Source organism: Microvirga yunnanensis, assembly GCF_025460875.1.
This window is the reverse complement of record NZ_JAMXFI010000030.1, coordinates 27,628-43,506: the sequence shown is the minus strand read 5'-3', so window position 1 is coordinate 43,506 and position 15,879 is coordinate 27,628. Positions and strand designations below refer to the sequence as shown.

General features: G+C 60.5%; 14 protein-coding genes and 1 pseudogene. 7 read left to right on the top strand and 8 right to left on the bottom strand.

The annotated features are described in order from the left end of the window. Window positions 1-30: 30 nt before the first annotated feature. A complete protein-coding gene (locus tag NF876_RS16500; RefSeq protein WP_262269875.1) occupies window positions 31-549 on the top strand; it encodes a flavin reductase family protein in 519 nt (172 codons plus the stop codon). Window positions 550-557: 8 nt separating this feature from the next. Here the strand turns inward: NF876_RS16500 and NF876_RS16495 are convergent, their stop codons facing one another. From NF876_RS16495 to NF876_RS16475, 5 genes and pseudogenes are all read right to left on the bottom strand, one after another. Further along, on the bottom strand, window positions 558-1,730 hold the full coding sequence (locus NF876_RS16495; protein ID WP_262269874.1) for an alpha-hydroxy acid oxidase: 1,173 nt from the start codon (window positions 1,728-1,730) through the stop codon (window positions 558-560). An 11-nt stretch (window positions 1,731-1,741) separates the two neighbouring features. After that, window positions 1,742-3,133 carry an FAD-binding oxidoreductase gene (locus NF876_RS16490; protein WP_262269873.1) on the bottom strand — a complete coding sequence of 464 codons (1,392 nt, stop codon included), beginning with the start codon at window positions 3,131-3,133 and terminating at the stop codon, window positions 1,742-1,744. A gap of 75 nt (window positions 3,134-3,208) precedes the next feature. Further along, window positions 3,209-3,927: pseudogene (locus tag NF876_RS16485) on the bottom strand (cyclase family protein). 3 nt (window positions 3,928-3,930) lie between these two features. Beyond that, window positions 3,931-4,713, bottom strand: coding sequence for an HpcH/HpaI aldolase family protein (locus tag NF876_RS16480; RefSeq protein WP_262269872.1), 783 nt, complete (start codon window positions 4,711-4,713; stop codon window positions 3,931-3,933). A gap of 11 nt (window positions 4,714-4,724) precedes the next feature. Next, entirely contained in the window at window positions 4,725-5,447 is a 723-nt protein-coding gene (locus NF876_RS16475; RefSeq protein ID WP_262269871.1) for a GntR family transcriptional regulator, read from the bottom strand. A gap of 335 nt (window positions 5,448-5,782) precedes the next feature. On the opposite strand from NF876_RS16475, the gene NF876_RS16470 reads away from it, so the two are divergent. From NF876_RS16470 to NF876_RS16445, 6 genes are all read left to right on the top strand, one after another. Further along, window positions 5,783-6,475, top strand: coding sequence for an EthD domain-containing protein (locus NF876_RS16470; RefSeq protein WP_262269870.1), 693 nt, complete (start codon window positions 5,783-5,785; stop codon window positions 6,473-6,475). Window positions 6,476-6,742: 267 nt separating this feature from the next. Beyond that, entirely contained in the window at window positions 6,743-8,278 is a 1,536-nt protein-coding gene (locus NF876_RS16465; RefSeq protein ID WP_262269869.1) for an ABC transporter substrate-binding protein, read from the top strand. A 95-nt stretch (window positions 8,279-8,373) separates the two neighbouring features. Further along, window positions 8,374-9,390 (top strand): ABC transporter permease, encoded by a 1,017-nt coding sequence (locus tag NF876_RS16460; RefSeq protein WP_262269868.1) that lies wholly within the window; start codon window positions 8,374-8,376, stop codon window positions 9,388-9,390. A 2-nt stretch (window positions 9,391-9,392) separates the two neighbouring features. Then, a complete protein-coding gene (locus NF876_RS16455) occupies window positions 9,393-10,250 on the top strand; it encodes an ABC transporter permease (protein ID WP_262269867.1) in 858 nt (285 codons plus the stop codon). Continuing rightward, on the top strand, window positions 10,247-12,109 hold the full coding sequence (locus NF876_RS16450) for a dipeptide ABC transporter ATP-binding protein (RefSeq protein ID WP_262269866.1): 1,863 nt from the start codon (window positions 10,247-10,249) through the stop codon (window positions 12,107-12,109). Before NF876_RS16455 ends, NF876_RS16450 begins: the two co-directional genes overlap by 4 nt. Before the next feature lie 2 nt (window positions 12,110-12,111). After that, the gene (locus NF876_RS16445) at window positions 12,112-13,035 is read left to right on the top strand and encodes an NADP-dependent oxidoreductase (protein ID WP_262269865.1); all 924 of its coding nucleotides are present in this window, start codon (window positions 12,112-12,114) and stop codon (window positions 13,033-13,035) included. 35 nt (window positions 13,036-13,070) lie between these two features. On the opposite strand, the gene NF876_RS16440 is transcribed toward NF876_RS16445, so the two are convergent. The 3 genes from NF876_RS16440 to NF876_RS16430 are packed head-to-tail and all read right to left on the bottom strand — an operon-like array spanning window position 13,071 to window position 15,865. Beyond that, window positions 13,071-14,027, bottom strand: coding sequence for a flavin reductase (locus tag NF876_RS16440; protein WP_262269864.1), 957 nt, complete (start codon window positions 14,025-14,027; stop codon window positions 13,071-13,073). A 10-nt stretch (window positions 14,028-14,037) separates the two neighbouring features. Then, entirely contained in the window at window positions 14,038-15,138 is a 1,101-nt protein-coding gene (locus NF876_RS16435; protein ID WP_262269863.1) for an LLM class flavin-dependent oxidoreductase, read from the bottom strand. A 22-nt stretch (window positions 15,139-15,160) separates the two neighbouring features. Beyond that, complete coding sequence (locus NF876_RS16430) at window positions 15,161-15,865, bottom strand: GntR family transcriptional regulator (protein WP_262269862.1); 705 nt, start codon at window positions 15,863-15,865, stop codon at window positions 15,161-15,163. Window positions 15,866-15,879: the final 14 nt, after the last annotated feature.

Genomic DNA, 15,879 nt, shown 5'->3' with positions numbered 1-15,879 from the left:
TATCCTCACCAGGAAGGGAGTCATGATTCAATGGAAGCCGATAAGGAATCCGCCTTCTCCCAAGTCGATATCAAGACCTTCTGGCAAACGTTATCGGAGCGGGTGACCGGCGTTACGATCGTGACCGCTCGTGACGAGTTCGGACCTGCCGGGTTTCTGGCATTGTCCGCTGCGCACGTGACCGCCAATCCCCCGACTGTACTAGTGTCCGTCGACAAGAAGACGAGCGCACTCGCCACGATTCTGTCGAGTCGGCACTTTGCGGTGAATTACCTGCCCGCGGGGATGGATGCTGTCGCCGATGCATTCAGTGGAAAAGGTGGGCTTTCAGGATCCAACCGCTTCGTTGAAGGTCAGTGGGATACGCTCACCACCGGGGCACCGGTATTTACACAGGCTCTCGGTGCATTCGACTGCGTGGTCGATGATGTCATTCAGCGTGGCGATGTCTCTATCGTAATTGGGATAGCCGTCGCGACGAGGATCGACTCGTCCCGCCCACCACTTGTCTTCTTCCGCGGAAAGTTGCGAAGCGATTTCGAGGTATGAGGCTGACGCTACAGCGCACTTTTCAGGCAGGTATCGTCGAGCAGCGAAAGGGACGGGCGTCCGAGGAGAGCAAGCGTTCGTCGGATCTCCTCTCCTAGGATCGTGAGCGCTCGTTTCGCTCCTGCCTCGCCCCCCGCTGCAAGGCCGTAGAGGGCCGCACGACCGAGAAGAACCGCATCCGCACCAAGGGCAAGGGCCTTGACCACGTCCGTGCCCCGGCGAAACCCGCTGTCGATCAGGATGGTCATGTCCTGTCGAAAGTCCCTTGCAATGGATGGCAGGACTGTCATGGGCGAGACCGTGCCATCGAGTTGGCGTCCGCCATGATTGGTCAAGACAATCCCATCGGCTCCAACGTCGCGCGCTCTCCCTGCATCATCAATGGAGAGAACACCTTTGATGATCAGTTTTCGGGGCCATAGAGATCGGATCCATGCAACGCGCTCCCAGTCCAAATCCGGATCGACCTCATTGCGCGACCATGTCGCTGCATCCGCGAGCTTCCGTTGCCCGGGCGGCAGAAAATCCAGCAGGTTCTGGAAAGGCGGAATGCCTTTCGCCAGAACGTCCATCATCCAGCGGGGATGCCGCAGAATGTCGAGCTTGTTGGCGAAGGTCGGATTGGTGCCCTTTGCATAGTTGCGCCGGTCCCACTCGCGATTGCCGTAGACCGTTGCATCGGTCGTGATCACGAGTGCCTCGCAGCCCGCCGCCAGGGCGCGCGCCACGACCTGTTCCGTGAAGGCCGGCGAGCGGAAGACGTAGATTTGCATCCAGTGCCGCAGGCCGGCAGTCTTGGCGACGCTCTCGATGCGAGCATTGGACACGATGCTCTGCACAAAGGGAACGCCCGCCGACGCAGCGGCGTTTGCAAGGCACAGGTCGCCGTCCCGTGCGAACAGCCCGCAAAATCCCGTCGGCGCAACAACGATCGGCAGCGACGAGCGGCCGCCGAAGATCGACTTGGAGGCGTCGACCGAGCCAGCTCTTACCAGGGTGCGGGGAACGAACTCCAATTGATGAAAGGCCATCCGATTTCTCTTCAGGGTGACCTCGTTCTCGGCGCCTCCCTCCAGATACTCGAACACGAATCCAGGCAGACGTCTCTGGGCCATGTGGCGCAAGTCCTCGACGGACAGAGCCTTCTCGACATTGCGCCCGGAGTAGTAGTGCCTGCCCATGAGCCTTGTCCTCAGACCGACAGAACCTTGCCAGTGTTAAGGATATTGTTTGGATCAAGCGCTCGCTTGATACGCTCCATCACGGCCAGCTCTTCGGGCGTACGGGTGAGGGCGAGATAAGGCTTCTTGAGCAGCCCGATGCCATGTTCGGCGGAGATCGTGCCGCCTGCACGGCCAACGGCCCCGTAAACCAGATCCGCGATTTCGTCATGGGGCTGATGATCGCCCGCCGAAGGGATGTTGGACACGAGATGGAGGTTGCTATCTCCAATATGGCCATAACTCAGGACGATGGCATCGGGCCACCGTGCCTTGAAGGTGGCCTCAATCTCGCGAACGAACTCGCCTGTGACATGACTGGACAGCCCCACATCGAAAGCCGTCAGCGGTCCCATCAGCCGGCTGTATTCGGAGACACTCTCCCGCACTGCCCAGAGGTCCCTTGCATCCCGCTCTGATGCTGCGAGGACCGCGTCGGAGATGAACCCTTCCTCTAGGGCATCAGCCAGAACGCTCTGCAAGAGCTCGGTGTTCTGCTCGGCGTTCAACCCACTGGACTCGATCAGGACATACGCACCGTGAGCTTCGGAGAAGGGACGCCGCAACTCCGCAAGGCCCTTCGTCATGAAGTCGTAGAAGCTCGGCCACATCACTTCAAAAGACGTGAGGGAGGGACCCATGCGGCGGCGCGCCGATCGCATGAGCGCAAGCACTGCATCGAAATCCGGGCAGCCGCAAAAAGCGCTGGTCATGGCCCCTGGCTTTCCCTGAAGACGCAAGACAGCCCGGGTGACAATGCCGAGCGTTCCCTCGGAGCCAATGAAGAACTGCTTGAGATCATATCCGGCATTGTTCTTGAGCATCTTGTTCAAGGATCGAACGATGGTGCCATCCGCCAGAACGACCTCGAGGCCGAGCACGTGCTCCCGCGCCATGCCGAAGCGGATGACCCGATTGCCACCGGCGTTGGTGGCGAGATTGCCGCCGATGGTGCAGGAATCGCGCGCACCGAGATCGAGGCCGAAGAAGAGCCCCGCCTCCTCCGCCGCCGCCTGGATTGTGCCGAGCGGCGTGCCAGCCATCACCGTCATGGTCGCCATGACAGTGTCGATCTCCTCGATCCCGGTCATGCGGTCGAGCGATAGAACGACTCCATCCGCGCGAGGTTGCGCGCCGCCTGCCAGGCCGGTAAGGCCACCTTGTGGAATTACGGGCACCCCGAAGCGGTTGCAGAGTTGCAGTGCCGCAGCAACCTCCTCCGTCCTATTCGGCCGGATCAGCGCGAGCGGCCGCACCGGCGCAAGACCACTCCAATCGGCGTGGAACCGCTCCGGGATATCCGCACCAAAGACAACGGCGCCCGCGAGTTCTGCTTTCAAAGCCAATGCAAATTCTTCATTCATGGCGCTCAACCTTCAAAAGGCCGTAGAGGTAGAATATCCATATGGCATCGGTCCAGCCTGGACCACCCCGATCCCTCAGGATGCCACGAGGGCCAAAACCCGCAGCGGGCTGCCCGATCGCTTCTCAATCTTCGGCGGCGGCGTAATATGGACCGCCCCAGTCGGGGGAAACTGGTCGAGGTTGCACAGGCTTGCCAATCCAAACCGGTTCGCGGCATGCATCAGGGCGTGAGCCGGGAAGGTCGGCTCGAAGGCGAACGCCTGCCCCTGATCAGTGCCAACTGCCTCGACGCTCCAGCCATTCACATTGCGCTGTTCAAGCAGGAACTTGATCGCCCGCGCGCTAGGCCCAGGATAATGAGATCCGTCCTCGAGCATGTTGAGGAAGGCGGCAGGATTTTCGCGCTTCGACCAGTCCGTGCGCATCAGCACCCATGCCCTTTCCGGGTTCGACCGTAAACTTTCTCCCACTCCTCGATGTGCTCGCGCTCCAGAATGAACGATTCATTCTCGGCAATCGCCCTCGAGCAATCAATCACGACCGCTGGGGCGATCAGGCGCTGCACGGGAATTGTGTCGGTGTGCTCGCCGCATGAAAAGTTGTTCCAGTACCAAGCCGCGCCACGCTCATTATTGCGGGAGAACTCATGAATGCGGAACGGATTGGACGGCGCAAACGAAGAGGGAAGCTGAACGATAGGCGCAGATGGACGCAGCGCCTGGGTTAAATCGGCAACGCGAATACTCCCGTTCGCGATGCTGTCCGCCAATTCCGCCAAGAGTCCGCTCTGCATGATCTAGTCCCTTTGCGGCAGCCCTGGAGCACCGGAGGCGAATTGGTCTGAGGCCATCTGGAAGCTGCGGGAGACCGCATCAATGTCGTTAGCGACGACGACCAGTGCATAGCCTTCTTTCGCCCGCTTCGCTGCGGCACTGGCGTCCGGGGTGAAGATCGCACACGGCAGTCCCGCGCTCCGGCATGCCTCGAGTACGGTTCGGCAGGCTTCCTCATGCCGGGGGTCGACCTGCGGAAACGAGCCGAGGGATAATGCAAGGTCGCCGGTCCCGATAAGCACGAAGTCAATGCCCGGCGTTTCGATGATGGCGCGGGCGTTCCGGACGCCGCGCTCGGTTTCGATCATGACACCGACGACCGTACGCGCGTTAGCAACCGTGTAATAGGCGGCAAAATTGTGCTTGAGCGGCCTGATGCCACCGCCTGAGCGCTCGCCATGTGGCGGGAAGCGGGACGCGGCGACCGCTGCCGCCGCCTGTTCTGCCGTCTCAATCAGAGGAACGAGCACGCCCTCAGCACCGGCGTCAAGGGCTTGGCTGAGGGATGCGTGGCTGTGATCGGTTGTGCGAACAAGGACCGGAGATCGAGAACCTACGATCCCGATGGCATGCTCAATCGACAAGCGATCCCATAAGCCATGCTGCGCATCGAGGACTACGACGTCCGGCTGCGCTTCGAGAGAGACTTCCACTAGGCTGGGCGAACCCAGGGAAAACCAGAACGCTCCTACAGGTCCACCCTGCTGCAAGCGCGTGCGCAGATCCGGACCGTTCCGTTCGAACATGTTCGCCTTCCTTATGCTTTTATGGTCCACCTGTCAGGCTCATCGGCGTTAACAGGGCTGTTCCGGTACTTGATGAAAAAGCTCTTTTCCGACTCTGCGATGAAGGCTGCCATGCGGTCGTGAGCGGTAATGGAATCGCGGCGGGTGAAGGCGTCATAGAGTCCTTCCAACCCTTCTATGACGACGGGCTGGACGTTTGGATCGTGCAGAGTTCCGAAGCGAACGTGTTGAACATGATCGACGAAACGCGAGATCGTAGCTGCGAGGCGTTGGTTGCGCACCCCGCTGAGCCATGTCTCCCGGAACGACACGTTCGCCAAGGCGAGTTCGATGACGTCCTGCGAGGCCACAGCGTGCCTTGCTCGGGACAGCGCCTCTTTCAGGTGCACGTGCTCCCGCTCGGCCAAGTCCCTGGCAGCGTTGGCTGCGGCACGGGGCTCGAGCAGTTTGCGTACCTCGAAGATATCGGTGACGTCCTCCAGGGTCAGCTTGGGAAGCGCAAAGCCTCGGGTGGTGCCAACAAGGTATCCCTCATTCATCAATTGGAGGAGAGCCTCGCGAACTGGCATGCGCGACACGCCCATTGCCTCTGCGATGGCAACATCGATCAGCCGCTCCTCAGGCCCAATCTCGCCCCGCTGCAGCTTGCCACGGAGGTCCAAGTAGATCTGCTGACGCAGGCTGTCGGAACGCCCAGCCTGTATCCGGCCCACCGTCATCGCTTCCCTCGCCAAGGCTCGCACTCCATAGAACCGTATTCAATATTCTTTTTCAGAGCTCTGCAATTAAAACCTGTCCCTTCTGACTGCCCAGCTTCAGAGTTCGTGACAATCATCAGCTATCTTATTGAAAACATATCTGTTTTGTAATGGTCGGCAGCTTTGACAGGCCTGCAGGGCCTCACGCCTTCGATCTGCTGCTCAACGGGGAATGGCGCCTGAAGGACGTTTTCTGGATACAAGTCGCGTCATTCCGCTTGACGCGGGGTCAGGAACAGGAACATTTTAAGGTTAAAGCAATTCCGAGCCGCGGGTGCGCGGGGACAGGTTGCCGCGGAGGAGGAGTTGACATGTCCTGGATCTGCGAAATTACCGTCATAGGCGACGAGGCTGCGCATCCCGCGCTCAACAAGTGGCTTGCTGCGGTGGCGTCGGTGCATTGGATCGTGCTGCCGCAATTGCGGTCGCTCGATGTCTACGAGCCAGCGTCTGAGAAGAGCCGCGATCCTTACAACCACCAGGAATCGAATCCGCTTCTCATAGCAATCCTAGAGTTCGAAAGCGACGCCGCGCTGCAACAGGCGATGAATGCTGCGTCGTTCACAGAAGTGCTGGAGGCGCTGCCGGCCGGCTTCGAGGCGACGGTCAGTGCGTTCGAGCGTGTCTTTTACGGGTGGGACGGGAGAGCAACCGCAAGCGTTCTGACCGCTCCTATTTCCTATGTTGTGCGCTACTATAGGCCAGCGGAGGACGAGGCCGCCTTCATCGAAAACTATGTCAGCAGTCACCCGCCAACGCAGGCGAAGCTGCCAAGCATTCGGTCGATCATGTGCTACTTCCCAAGGCCGGATCTGGTTTGCTCCAAATGGCCGAGACTCGATTACCTAATTGGCAACGAAGTCGTATTCGACAGCGTCGATGATTTCAATGGCGCCATGCAATCCCCAGTCCGAGAGGAACTGCGCGAGCATTTCCGAGAGTTTCCTCCGTTCTCGGGACGCAACTCCCACTTCCTTATGCAGCGCCGCCGATTACACGGCTAGCGCTTTGGCAGCGGGGGCAAGAAGGAGCAAGCAGCGGGAATAAGCTCAGCAAACGATGTGTTGCTACGACAATAGATACTTTCTGGGACTCAAGTAAGGTGGAAGCAAACGTCTCCGGGTCAGGTTGTATTTGCGAAAAACATCGATCGGATAAGATCGACTTGCTCCAAGACGTCACCGATAAGAGCAGAGAAGCTGCCATGTAGCTACAATAAACAGCCCAACCGAAGTCACAATGGATCGGGAGGGCCAACAAAGAGGGAAGACATGACATTCGAGATCAAACGCAGAAATCTACTTCAAATGCTGGCTTTCAGTGCGGTCGGTGGACAGTTGATCGCTGGGCCTTCGGCTGCCTGGGCGCAGGTAGCCGATTCCGTCACGATCGGCTGGCCATCCGACGTTCCCTCTTGGGATCCCAACCAGCGGTTCACGCCAGACGCGCAACCTATTTTCAAAATGGTGTTTGATCAGCCTCTCGACCAAAGCCCAACGCTCGAGATCATCCCAAGCTTGATCACCAAATGGGAGCTTGCGCCTGACGGTCTCAGCATGCCAATCGAGATCCGCGATGACGTCGTCTTCCACAATGGCGAGAAGATGACGATGGAGGACTTCCGCTACACCTTCTTCGAGCGGATCAAGGCTGGCCATAAGCTCGACATAGCCAATTCCTGGCGCCACATCGCAGAGATTGAGATCGCATCCCCGACAAAAGGCGTTATCAAGTTCAGCTCTCCTGCTCCGACGGCGCCGCAATGGCTGGCGTTTATGGGCAGCTTCATCGTGCCGAAGAAGTATATGGAGGCGGTTGGTCCTGAAGCCTTCCGCGAAAAGCCGATCGGTACGGGCCCCTACAAGCTTGTCGAGTACCAGCTCAACTCCCGGATAGTCCTCGAGCGCAACGACAATTACTGGGGACCTAAGCCAGCGATCCGCCGCATTACCTTTGACATCATCAAGGACGCGTCCGCCCGCATCGCCGCCATCCAGTCCGGCCAGATCGACCTGACCATCGGCATTCCGGTCCGCGAGGTCGAACGCCTCGGCAAGGACCCCAAGCTGTCCGCCGAGAATCTTCCGATCACCCGCGTGATCCTGATGCAGATCCGCAACGATCTCGCCTTTGCCGACCCCAATGTGCGGCTTGCGGCGCATCACGCCATAGACAAAGCGGCGCTTTCGAAAGCGTTCTACGGTGGAGCCGCGGTACCGCTGTCGGTCGTGGCAACACCCGGCACTCCTGGGTATGTCAAGGACTTCACCTTCGCGTACGACGTCAACAAAGCCAAGGAGTTGCTCGCCAAGTCCGGTTTCTCTTCGGAAAAGCCAGTAAAGCTCAAGCTTGCCGTCACGAACGGGCACTTCCCCAGCGACTATGACATCGCTCGAGCCATCGCGCAGATGTGGAAGAAGGTCGGGATTGATGCCGAGCTGGAGACAATCGAGTACGCCAAGTACTTCGAGCTCAACCGCGGCAACAAGCTTCCTGAAGCGACGCTCTATTCGTGGGATAATGCCACAGGCGATCCGGAGATCTTCGCGGGCTATCTTCTGAATCCGAAGATGCCCTTCTCCGCTTGGAAGGGCCCGGAAATCGGAGAAAAAATTCTGGCTCTGTTCAACGAGCCGGTTTACGAGAAGCGCATCGCTGCCTATCAGGCGATTAACAAGGAAGCCGTGGCAACCGGCTCAGCCATGCCGCTGCTGCAGAGCGTGCAGACCATCGTTCGCAAGAAGAACCTCTCGTTTACGAAATATGGGAACGGTTGGATTCTCGGCAACACAATGAAGTGGTCATAGCCTGATCGACCTGACTGTTCGATCATCACTTCCGCAGAGCCCGGCGACGCTTCGTCGGGCGCTCGGCCCACGGCTCCTAAGAAAAGGGACGTCCCATGCTGCCGACCATCGCCAAGTTGCTGGGGAAGCGGCTGCTCATTACGATACCGATTCTGCTTGTCGTCTCCGCGCTGCTCTTCATGATCCTCCGCATCCTGCCGGTCGATCCGGCCGCGATGTCATTACCTCCAAATGCAACGCTCGATGAAATCGACGCCAAGCGGCGCGAGATGGGTTTGGATCTTCCGCTTTTCCAGCAATACGTCATCTGGCTCTCGCAGGTCCTGCATGGTGATTTTGGGAGCTCGATCCATTTTCGCAAGGATGTTTCCACCCTCATCAAGGATACACTGCCGTCCACCATCGAGCTGGCGCTTCTCGCAATGATCGTTGCGTCCGTGATCGGCATCTCAGGTGGCCTCTTGATGTTTCATAGGCGCGCAACCCACTCGGAAACTGCCCTCGACTTCGGCTCGATTGTGCTTCTTTCGCTGCCGGAGTTTCTCTGGAGTTTGTTCCTGATCTTGCTCTTCGGCGTCGCCTTTGAGCTCCTGCCCTTCACGGGCCGCTTAAGTCCCGGCTTCGACAGGCCGATGGTCACTGGGTTCCTGCTCTTCGATTCACTGATCACCGGACAGTTTGCGGTGTTCTGGGATGCTCTGAAGCACATGATCCTGCCGTGCTTCGCCCTCGGCATTTCCTTTTCTCCTTCAATCATGCGGGTGCTGAGGTCGAGTCTTCTCGACGTCTACCAGGACGATTACATCCAGCAGGCGCGCCTGCGCGGTTTGTCGGAGCGGCGCATCCTCATCCGCCACGCGCTCAAGAACGCCATCCTGCCCACCTTGAGCCTCATGGGCGTGCAGTTCGGATTCCTGTTCGGTGGAACGCTCCTCGTAGAGGTGATTTACTCCTATCCCGGCATGGGGAACCTGATGGTCGACGCGATCCGCAACGCGGATCTTCCCATTATCCAGACGGTCGGCCTCACCTATTGCATTGTTGTGCTGATCATCAGCATCGCGGTGGACAGCTTGTACCTGATCCTGAATCCCAAGCTGAGAGTGCGCTGACCATGAGAGCAACGCCTGCCTGGTTGAAGTCCGGCCGCGTCGTCCTTGGACTGACGATTATCCTCTTCATCGTCTTGTGCGCCATTTTCGCGCCCTACCTGGCTCCGAACGATCCCTCGGAGCAGAACCTCATCGCAATGCTGCTCCCGCCAGCTTGGGCAGAGGGGGGTGACCCGATGTTCCCGCTAGGGACCGATAGCCTTGGCCGTTGTGTTCTCTCCCGGATGATCTTTGGCGCTCGCATCGCTCTCACCGTGGCAGTGGTCGCCTCCCTCGGAGCCATGAGCCTCGGGGCAATCCTCGCCCATGTGGCCGGCTACTTCGGTGACTGGATTGACTGGTTCATCGGGCGGGTCGTCGACGTATGGCTGTCGTTTCCGCCAGTCATCCTCTCTCTCATCCTGATGGTCGGCCTCGGCACCGGCCTGCAGAATGTCATCCTGGCTATTGTCCTCGTCGACTGGACCCGCTTCTGCAGAGTTCTGCGAAGCGAGGTCCTCGTGGTCACGCGCAAAGACTATGTCGCCGCAGCCCGCCTCCTCGGGTTCTCGCACTGGCGCACCGTCACACGCGAGATCGTGCCTGCGACGCTGCCTCTCCTGATTACCCTCATGAGCCTTGAGATGGGTGTAGCGGTGATCGTGGAAGCCATCCTGTCGTTCGTAGGGATGAGCGTGGGGTCGGAGATCCCTACCTGGGGTCAGATGATCGCTGATGCACGCCAGAACATCTACCAGGCGCCGTGGAATCTGGTTTGCCCAATCCTCGCCATCTTCATCACGGTGTTCGGCTTTAATGTTCTGGGCGACGGGCTTCGGAGGACGCTCGACACCCGCCTGAGTCAAACGGAGCGCGCATGACCACGAGCCTTCTCGCAGCCCGTAACCTGTCCGTTGGCGCCATGACAGGCAATGGCTCCTTTCCGGTCATTTCGGACCTAAGTTTCGATCTGCACCCGGGAAAGGTGCTGGGGCTCGTCGGCGAATCCGGCGCCGGCAAGTCCATGATCGGGCGAACCATCGCCCAGTACCTTCCACGTGGCTTCTCCGTTACGAGTGGAAGCTTAGATTTCGCAGGGCAGGACTTGGTGAGGATGCAGCCCGACCAGCGTCGCAGCCTGCTCGGACGCGACATTGCCTTCATCCCCCAGGAGCCGCTGTCCGCCCTGAACCCGGTCCTGACCGTCGGCCAGCAAATGCGGGAGCACCTCGGCCGGATCGGACACACGTCCCCTGGCCAGTGGCGGACGCATGCTGTGGAAGCATTCGAGTCGGTTCACCTTCCCCACGGAGCGGAGCTTCTCGACAAGTACCCGCACCAACTCTCCGGCGGCATGTGCCAGCGCGTCCTGATCGCAATGGCATTTGCCAGCCGCCCTCGCCTGCTCGTCGCCGACGAACCGACGACCGCGCTCGACGTGACGATCCAAGCGCGCATCGTCAAGCTCATCGCCGGGATGCAACGACGCGACGGGACTTCCGTGATCTTCATCACCCACGACCTGAGGCTCGCTGCACAGATCTGCGACGAGATCCTGGTACTCTACGCGGGCCGGCCAGCCGAGCGTGGCCCGGCGCGGCAACTGTTTTCCGCTCCGACACATCCCTATACACGCTCCCTGCAGCTCGCCAATCCCAACATGAGTGGCGCGCGCCGGGGCCTGTTCGTTCTTCCCGAACGCATGCCAGGCCTGCGAATGCTCAAGGAGCTCACCGGCTGTCGCTTTGCTTCCCGATGTCCTGTCGCGATTACCGAATGTAGGGTCAAGGACCCCCCCTTCGTCGATGTGGGTCCCGGCCACATCACGGCCTGCATTCGCCCGGCGGCGACACCGACTATCGTGCCTCCCGCGGCAGCGACCGTGCGCAGCGGGGTCTCGGGCGCTCCGCTCCTGCAGGTCGAGAACGTCTCCAAATCCTTCTCCTCCAAACCGGGGCTGTTCCGCAAGGCAACCGAATTTCGCGCGGTCAAGGACGTGTCCTTCTCCCTGCACGAGAACGAGTTCGTCGGGATCGTCGGGGAAAGCGGGAGCGGCAAGAGCACGCTGGCGCGGCTTATGGTCGGCCTCGAACAGGCGACCGAGGGCAAGATAACCTTGGCAGGGCGTGATGTGACCGCCAACAGAGCAGAGGATAAGGCTTTCCGCCGCGGCCTCGTCCAGATGGTGTTCCAGGATCCTCAATCAGCCCTGAACCCGCGCCGTCGCGTGGCCAGCATCGTCACCCAAGCCATTGAGGCTGCAGGAAACCGCGGAGGCAGCCGCGAGCAGCTTGAGCGAGCTCGTGAGCTCCTGGCAGAAATCGGCCTTGCGCCGGAGACGGCCCTGCGCTTCCCATCACAGCTTTCAGGCGGCCAGAAGCAGCGCGTCAACATCGCTCGCGCCCTGTGCGCTGTCCCGCGGGTTCTCGTGGCTGACGAGATCGTATCAGGCCTAGACGTGTCCGTGCAGGCGCAGCTGCTCGACCTGCTGCTCCGCCTGCGGGAGGAGCGTGGCTTCGCGATGCTGTTCATCTCCCATGACCTCTCTGTCGTCCGTTATCTGTGCGATCGGGTTCTGGTCATGCATCGCGGAGAGGTCGTTGAAAGCGGCCGAACCGAGGACGTGTTCGCCTCACCTCAGCATCCCTACACGCGGACGTTGCTTGCCTCTGTTCCGCCCGACGACGCGGATACGGATTGGTCTCCCGAAGACCGGCCCCGATCGGCGGTGGGTGCGTGACCATGAGAGCGATCGAATACACCCAATATGGCGGACCCGAGGTTCTCATGATGTCGACGAGGCCATCGCCCGAATGCGGCCCCGGCGACGTGCTCGTCGAGGTCCACGCGGCGAGCGTCAATCCCGTCGACGGAAAGATCCGTTCCGGCCGCCTGAAGCCAATGCCGGGAGCTTTTCCTGCCATAACCGGGCGCGATGGAGCCGGGATCGTCAGACAGGTCGGGGCAGGCGTCGCTGCCGATCTCGTCGGAAGGCGGGTCTGCTTCATGGCTCCCCGTGGCATGGGCACATGGGCGGAGGAACTGGCGCTGCCCGCTGGTCTTGCCGTTCCCATCCCCGATGCCATGACGTTCGTTGAAGCGGCGAGCTTGCCGCTTGCCGGCACGAGCGCCTGGATTGGCCTCGTTGAGACCGCGGCACTCGAACCAGGCATGCGTGTTCTGATCCATGCGGCTGCGGGAGGAGTCGGCAGCTTGGCTGTGCAGCTGGCGAAGTCCATAGGAGCGGAGGTCACGGCCACCTGTTCCTCACGCAATGTGGAATACGTGAGGTCCCTCGGTGCCTCGCGAGTTGTTGCCTATAATGAGGCTCGCTTCGAAGACTGTGTCGAAAATCTCGACGTCGTTTTCGACCTTCTTGGAGGAGAGGTGCACCGGCGCAGTTATCCAGTCCTGCGCCGCGGCGGCAAGCTGGTCTACCTCAATGCCGAGCCCATCGAAGATCGCGGTGAGGAGTTCGGGGTACAGGTGCAGATGGCGCAGGTCCTGCCGAGCAGAAATGCTTTGGCGGGGATCGTCGACAGGAGCGCCGCCGGCGTGGTGCGCGCCACGGTGGAGAAGGTTCTTCCCTTCGAAGAGTTCGCGCAAGCCCAGAAGCTGTCCGACGAGGGTCACGTACGGGGAAAGATCGTTTTGACGGTCCGCTGAAAGCGCGCTGTCTGTTCGCGCCAGACAGCGCTCGCTCAGTGTCCCCCTCGAGACGCCAGGGCAAGCAGGACGCGTCGCGTCGCAGCCACGTCCGCAGGGTCGAGGTCCGCCACTTGCTCCTCCTCGAACCGATGGGCCCGTTCAAGGATGCGGTGCATGCCCTCGAGTCCCTCCTTGGTAATGGCCAACGTGCCGGGCGGCCGCGGGGCGACCCATCCCATGCCGACCAGCTTCGCAATCGAGTCCTCGACAGCCGCCTCGCCCAGGAATGTCATGCGGGCGATGATCTCAGCAGAAGCGCCAGCGCGGGTCGCTAGGAAGGCTAGAACGCGGGACTGGTTGGTGTCGACTCCTTCAGCATCGCGGTGCTCGGCGAAGGCACCAGACAGATAGGCATAGCTACGCACCAGCAGCGGAAGGAAAAAGTCGTCCCGGGGATGCGCCGTGACTTGGAGAGGAAGATCGGAGGGCGGGCCAGGATGGTCGAGAGCAAGCGCATAGCGCCCTTGCGCAAACAGGAGACCGACCCTGTCGAAGCAGCGAAAATAGTCCACTTCGCCGAGGAAGATGATGTGGTCACCACCCTCGTATTGAGCGACTCGGCGGCATTCGAACTGCGCCGCGCTTCCGTCGATAAGAGGAAGCCCATCGATCCCCTCCCGCCAAGAGCGAGAGGCGAACTTGTCTGTCGTCGACCTAGAGAAGTGGCCCGCCAGCTCGATCTGATCCGCCGCCAGAATGTTGATCGCGAAGCGTTCCGACTGCTGGAAGGCCACAAGGTTGCGCGATTCCCTCCGAAGCGACCAGAGGACCATGGGAGGATCGAGGGAAACCGAAGAGAACGAATTGGCCGTGATGGCGACGAGTTCTTCACCGGCCTTCGTGGTGATCACCGTCACCCCGGTGCCGAACTGCCCCAAGGCCCGCCGGAATGCTCTCTGGTCGAAGGCAGGATTGCCCTCGTCGAGAAGGGAATTGTCGAGGACATTCATGCGTCTCTCCTCACGCAACCCGCAGCCCGGCCCTCTGAAGGAGCGGCAGCACGTTCTCAAGGAAGTAGGGAAGTTCATCCTTGAAGTTGACGAATGAGATCGTGGTGCCGGCAAAGCCCACTTCGCTCATGCGTACCATCTCCTCGGCAATATGCTCGGGCGTTCCGATTAGCGGATAGGTTCCCGCGCCGCCAGCGAAGCGCTTACGGTGGAGGCGATAGGCGTCGGCCTCGTGGGAGTGGGCGAACTTCTCCTTCTGGCCCATGTAGTGATCGACACTGGCCTGATCGGCCATCGTCGAGGCGTAGAACTCGTAATAGTCCTCCGCCTCGGCTTGGCTCGGACGGCAGACGACATGACAGGTCGTATAGACGCCCACATCACGCCCCTGCTCGAGCGCGCGGCGCTTCATGTCCCCGATAGGCTCCCTTCCCTTTTCGATCTCGGTGAAAGTTGTGAACAGGAAGTCGGCCGCACGCGCCGCGAAGTCGCGGCCCGGCGGGGAAAAGGCTGCGTTGAGAGTGACAGGGCGCGGGCGCTGCACGGGCGCGGGTTGCCCCGATACATTCTTGAGCTTGTAGAACTTGCCCTCAAAGTCGAACGGCTCGGTTGCCGTGTAGATGCGCTGGACGATCTCGAACCATTCGAGCCCCTGCTCATAGCGGTTCTCGATCATGTCCAGACCGAACATCGCAAATTCTTCCGGGTTCCAGCCGCAAACAATATTGAGGCCGGCGCGTCCGTTGGATGCATGATCAACGGTCGCCAGAGCTTTGGCCACAAAGACCGGATGGACCATCGGCACATGCACCGTTGAGAACACGGCGATGCGCTCCGTCACGCCCGCCAGCGCCGCCGCAAATGTGAGCGTTTCATACGACCATTCACGGCTGTTCATTTCACCGCCGAAACCCTTCCAGCGCGCGATGGGCAGCAGGAATTCAAGGCCTGCCCGATCCGCCATACGGGCGACTTCGGTGATTTCGCTCCAGCGCGCGGGCCAGCGCTCAGGAACCTTCGTCAAGGTCAGACCCCCGTCCGCATTCATGGAGAAGACGCCGAGCTTGAACTTGTTTGGACCGTGCATGGGGTGCGACATGTGCGTTGTCATCGAAGGCTCCATCAGGAAGGTGTTAGGCCGAGGGGACGGAGGTGACGCTACGGAAGACTTCTTCGCGTTCGGCAAGCTCGCGAAAATAACGTGATGCGGCGGTGATGAAGGCCAAGGCGAAATCGCCTGCGGCGCGGGAATCCCGACGGTGGAAAGCCTCGGTCCATTGCTCAAGCAATTGCAAGGCCTCCTCTCGTGCAGCGGGCAGGACGAGCGTCGCCCGCCTGACGAGCCCCGCCTGGTCGTCGAAACGCAGGATGGTGTCGCGAAGGCGCAGGTTCGGGACACAGTCGATCCAGGCCGACCGAAAGAGATAATTCGCGGCCAGGAAGCCTGCTTCGTCGCCCTGTGCCACGGCATTGCGTGCAGCCTTAAGGGCTTCGTCCAGTGCTGCCTCCGCAGACGGGGTCAAAGCCTGTGCAGCGCGTGAAGCGGCGGGCGGCTCCAGGAGCGAGCGCACGTCGAAGACCTCTTCCATGCTCTTCACGGTCGGAACAGGGATCTGGAACCCACCCTTACCGGTTTCGAGGAGACCGTCGGCGACAAGGCGCGAGAGCGCTTCACGCACTGGGGCACGTGAGACCGCCAACGTCTTCGCGAGCGCCGCGTCGCCGAGGCGCTCGCCCATCGAAAAGGCGCCACGACGCAGCTGTTGCCGGAGGGTTGTGTAGATCTGCTCGGCGAGAGGCGGTGCCCTGCGTACAGTTTCGAAGACAAGTTTGCTCATGCGGTCAGTTCCGA

Excerpts from the sequence above, each read along its gene's own strand:
- NF876_RS16495 (WP_262269874.1), bottom strand. The coding sequence starts at position 1,730 with ATGGGCAGGCACTACTACTCCGGGCGCAATGTCGAGAAGGCTCTGTCC.
- NF876_RS16490 (WP_262269873.1), bottom strand. The coding sequence starts at position 3,133 with ATGAATGAAGAATTTGCATTGGCTTTGAAAGCAGAACTCGCGGGCGCC.
- NF876_RS16455 (WP_262269867.1), top strand. The coding sequence starts at position 9,393 with ATGAGAGCAACGCCTGCCTGGTTGAAGTCCGGCCGCGTCGTCCTTGGA.
- NF876_RS16450 (WP_262269866.1), top strand. The coding sequence starts at position 10,247 with ATGACCACGAGCCTTCTCGCAGCCCGTAACCTGTCCGTTGGCGCCATG.
- NF876_RS16460 (WP_262269868.1), top strand. The coding sequence starts at position 8,374 with ATGCTGCCGACCATCGCCAAGTTGCTGGGGAAGCGGCTGCTCATTACG.
- NF876_RS16445 (WP_262269865.1), top strand. The coding sequence starts at position 12,112 with ATGAGAGCGATCGAATACACCCAATATGGCGGACCCGAGGTTCTCATG.
- NF876_RS16430 (WP_262269862.1), bottom strand. The coding sequence starts at position 15,865 with ATGAGCAAACTTGTCTTCGAAACTGTACGCAGGGCACCGCCTCTCGCC.
- NF876_RS16465 (WP_262269869.1), top strand. The coding sequence starts at position 6,743 with ATGACATTCGAGATCAAACGCAGAAATCTACTTCAAATGCTGGCTTTC.
- NF876_RS16480 (WP_262269872.1), bottom strand. The coding sequence starts at position 4,713 with ATGTTCGAACGGAACGGTCCGGATCTGCGCACGCGCTTGCAGCAGGGT.
- NF876_RS16500 (WP_262269875.1), top strand. The coding sequence starts at position 31 with ATGGAAGCCGATAAGGAATCCGCCTTCTCCCAAGTCGATATCAAGACC.
- NF876_RS16435 (WP_262269863.1), bottom strand. The coding sequence starts at position 15,138 with ATGACAACGCACATGTCGCACCCCATGCACGGTCCAAACAAGTTCAAG.
- NF876_RS16470 (WP_262269870.1), top strand. The coding sequence starts at position 5,783 with ATGTCCTGGATCTGCGAAATTACCGTCATAGGCGACGAGGCTGCGCAT.
- NF876_RS16440 (WP_262269864.1), bottom strand. The coding sequence starts at position 14,027 with ATGAATGTCCTCGACAATTCCCTTCTCGACGAGGGCAATCCTGCCTTC.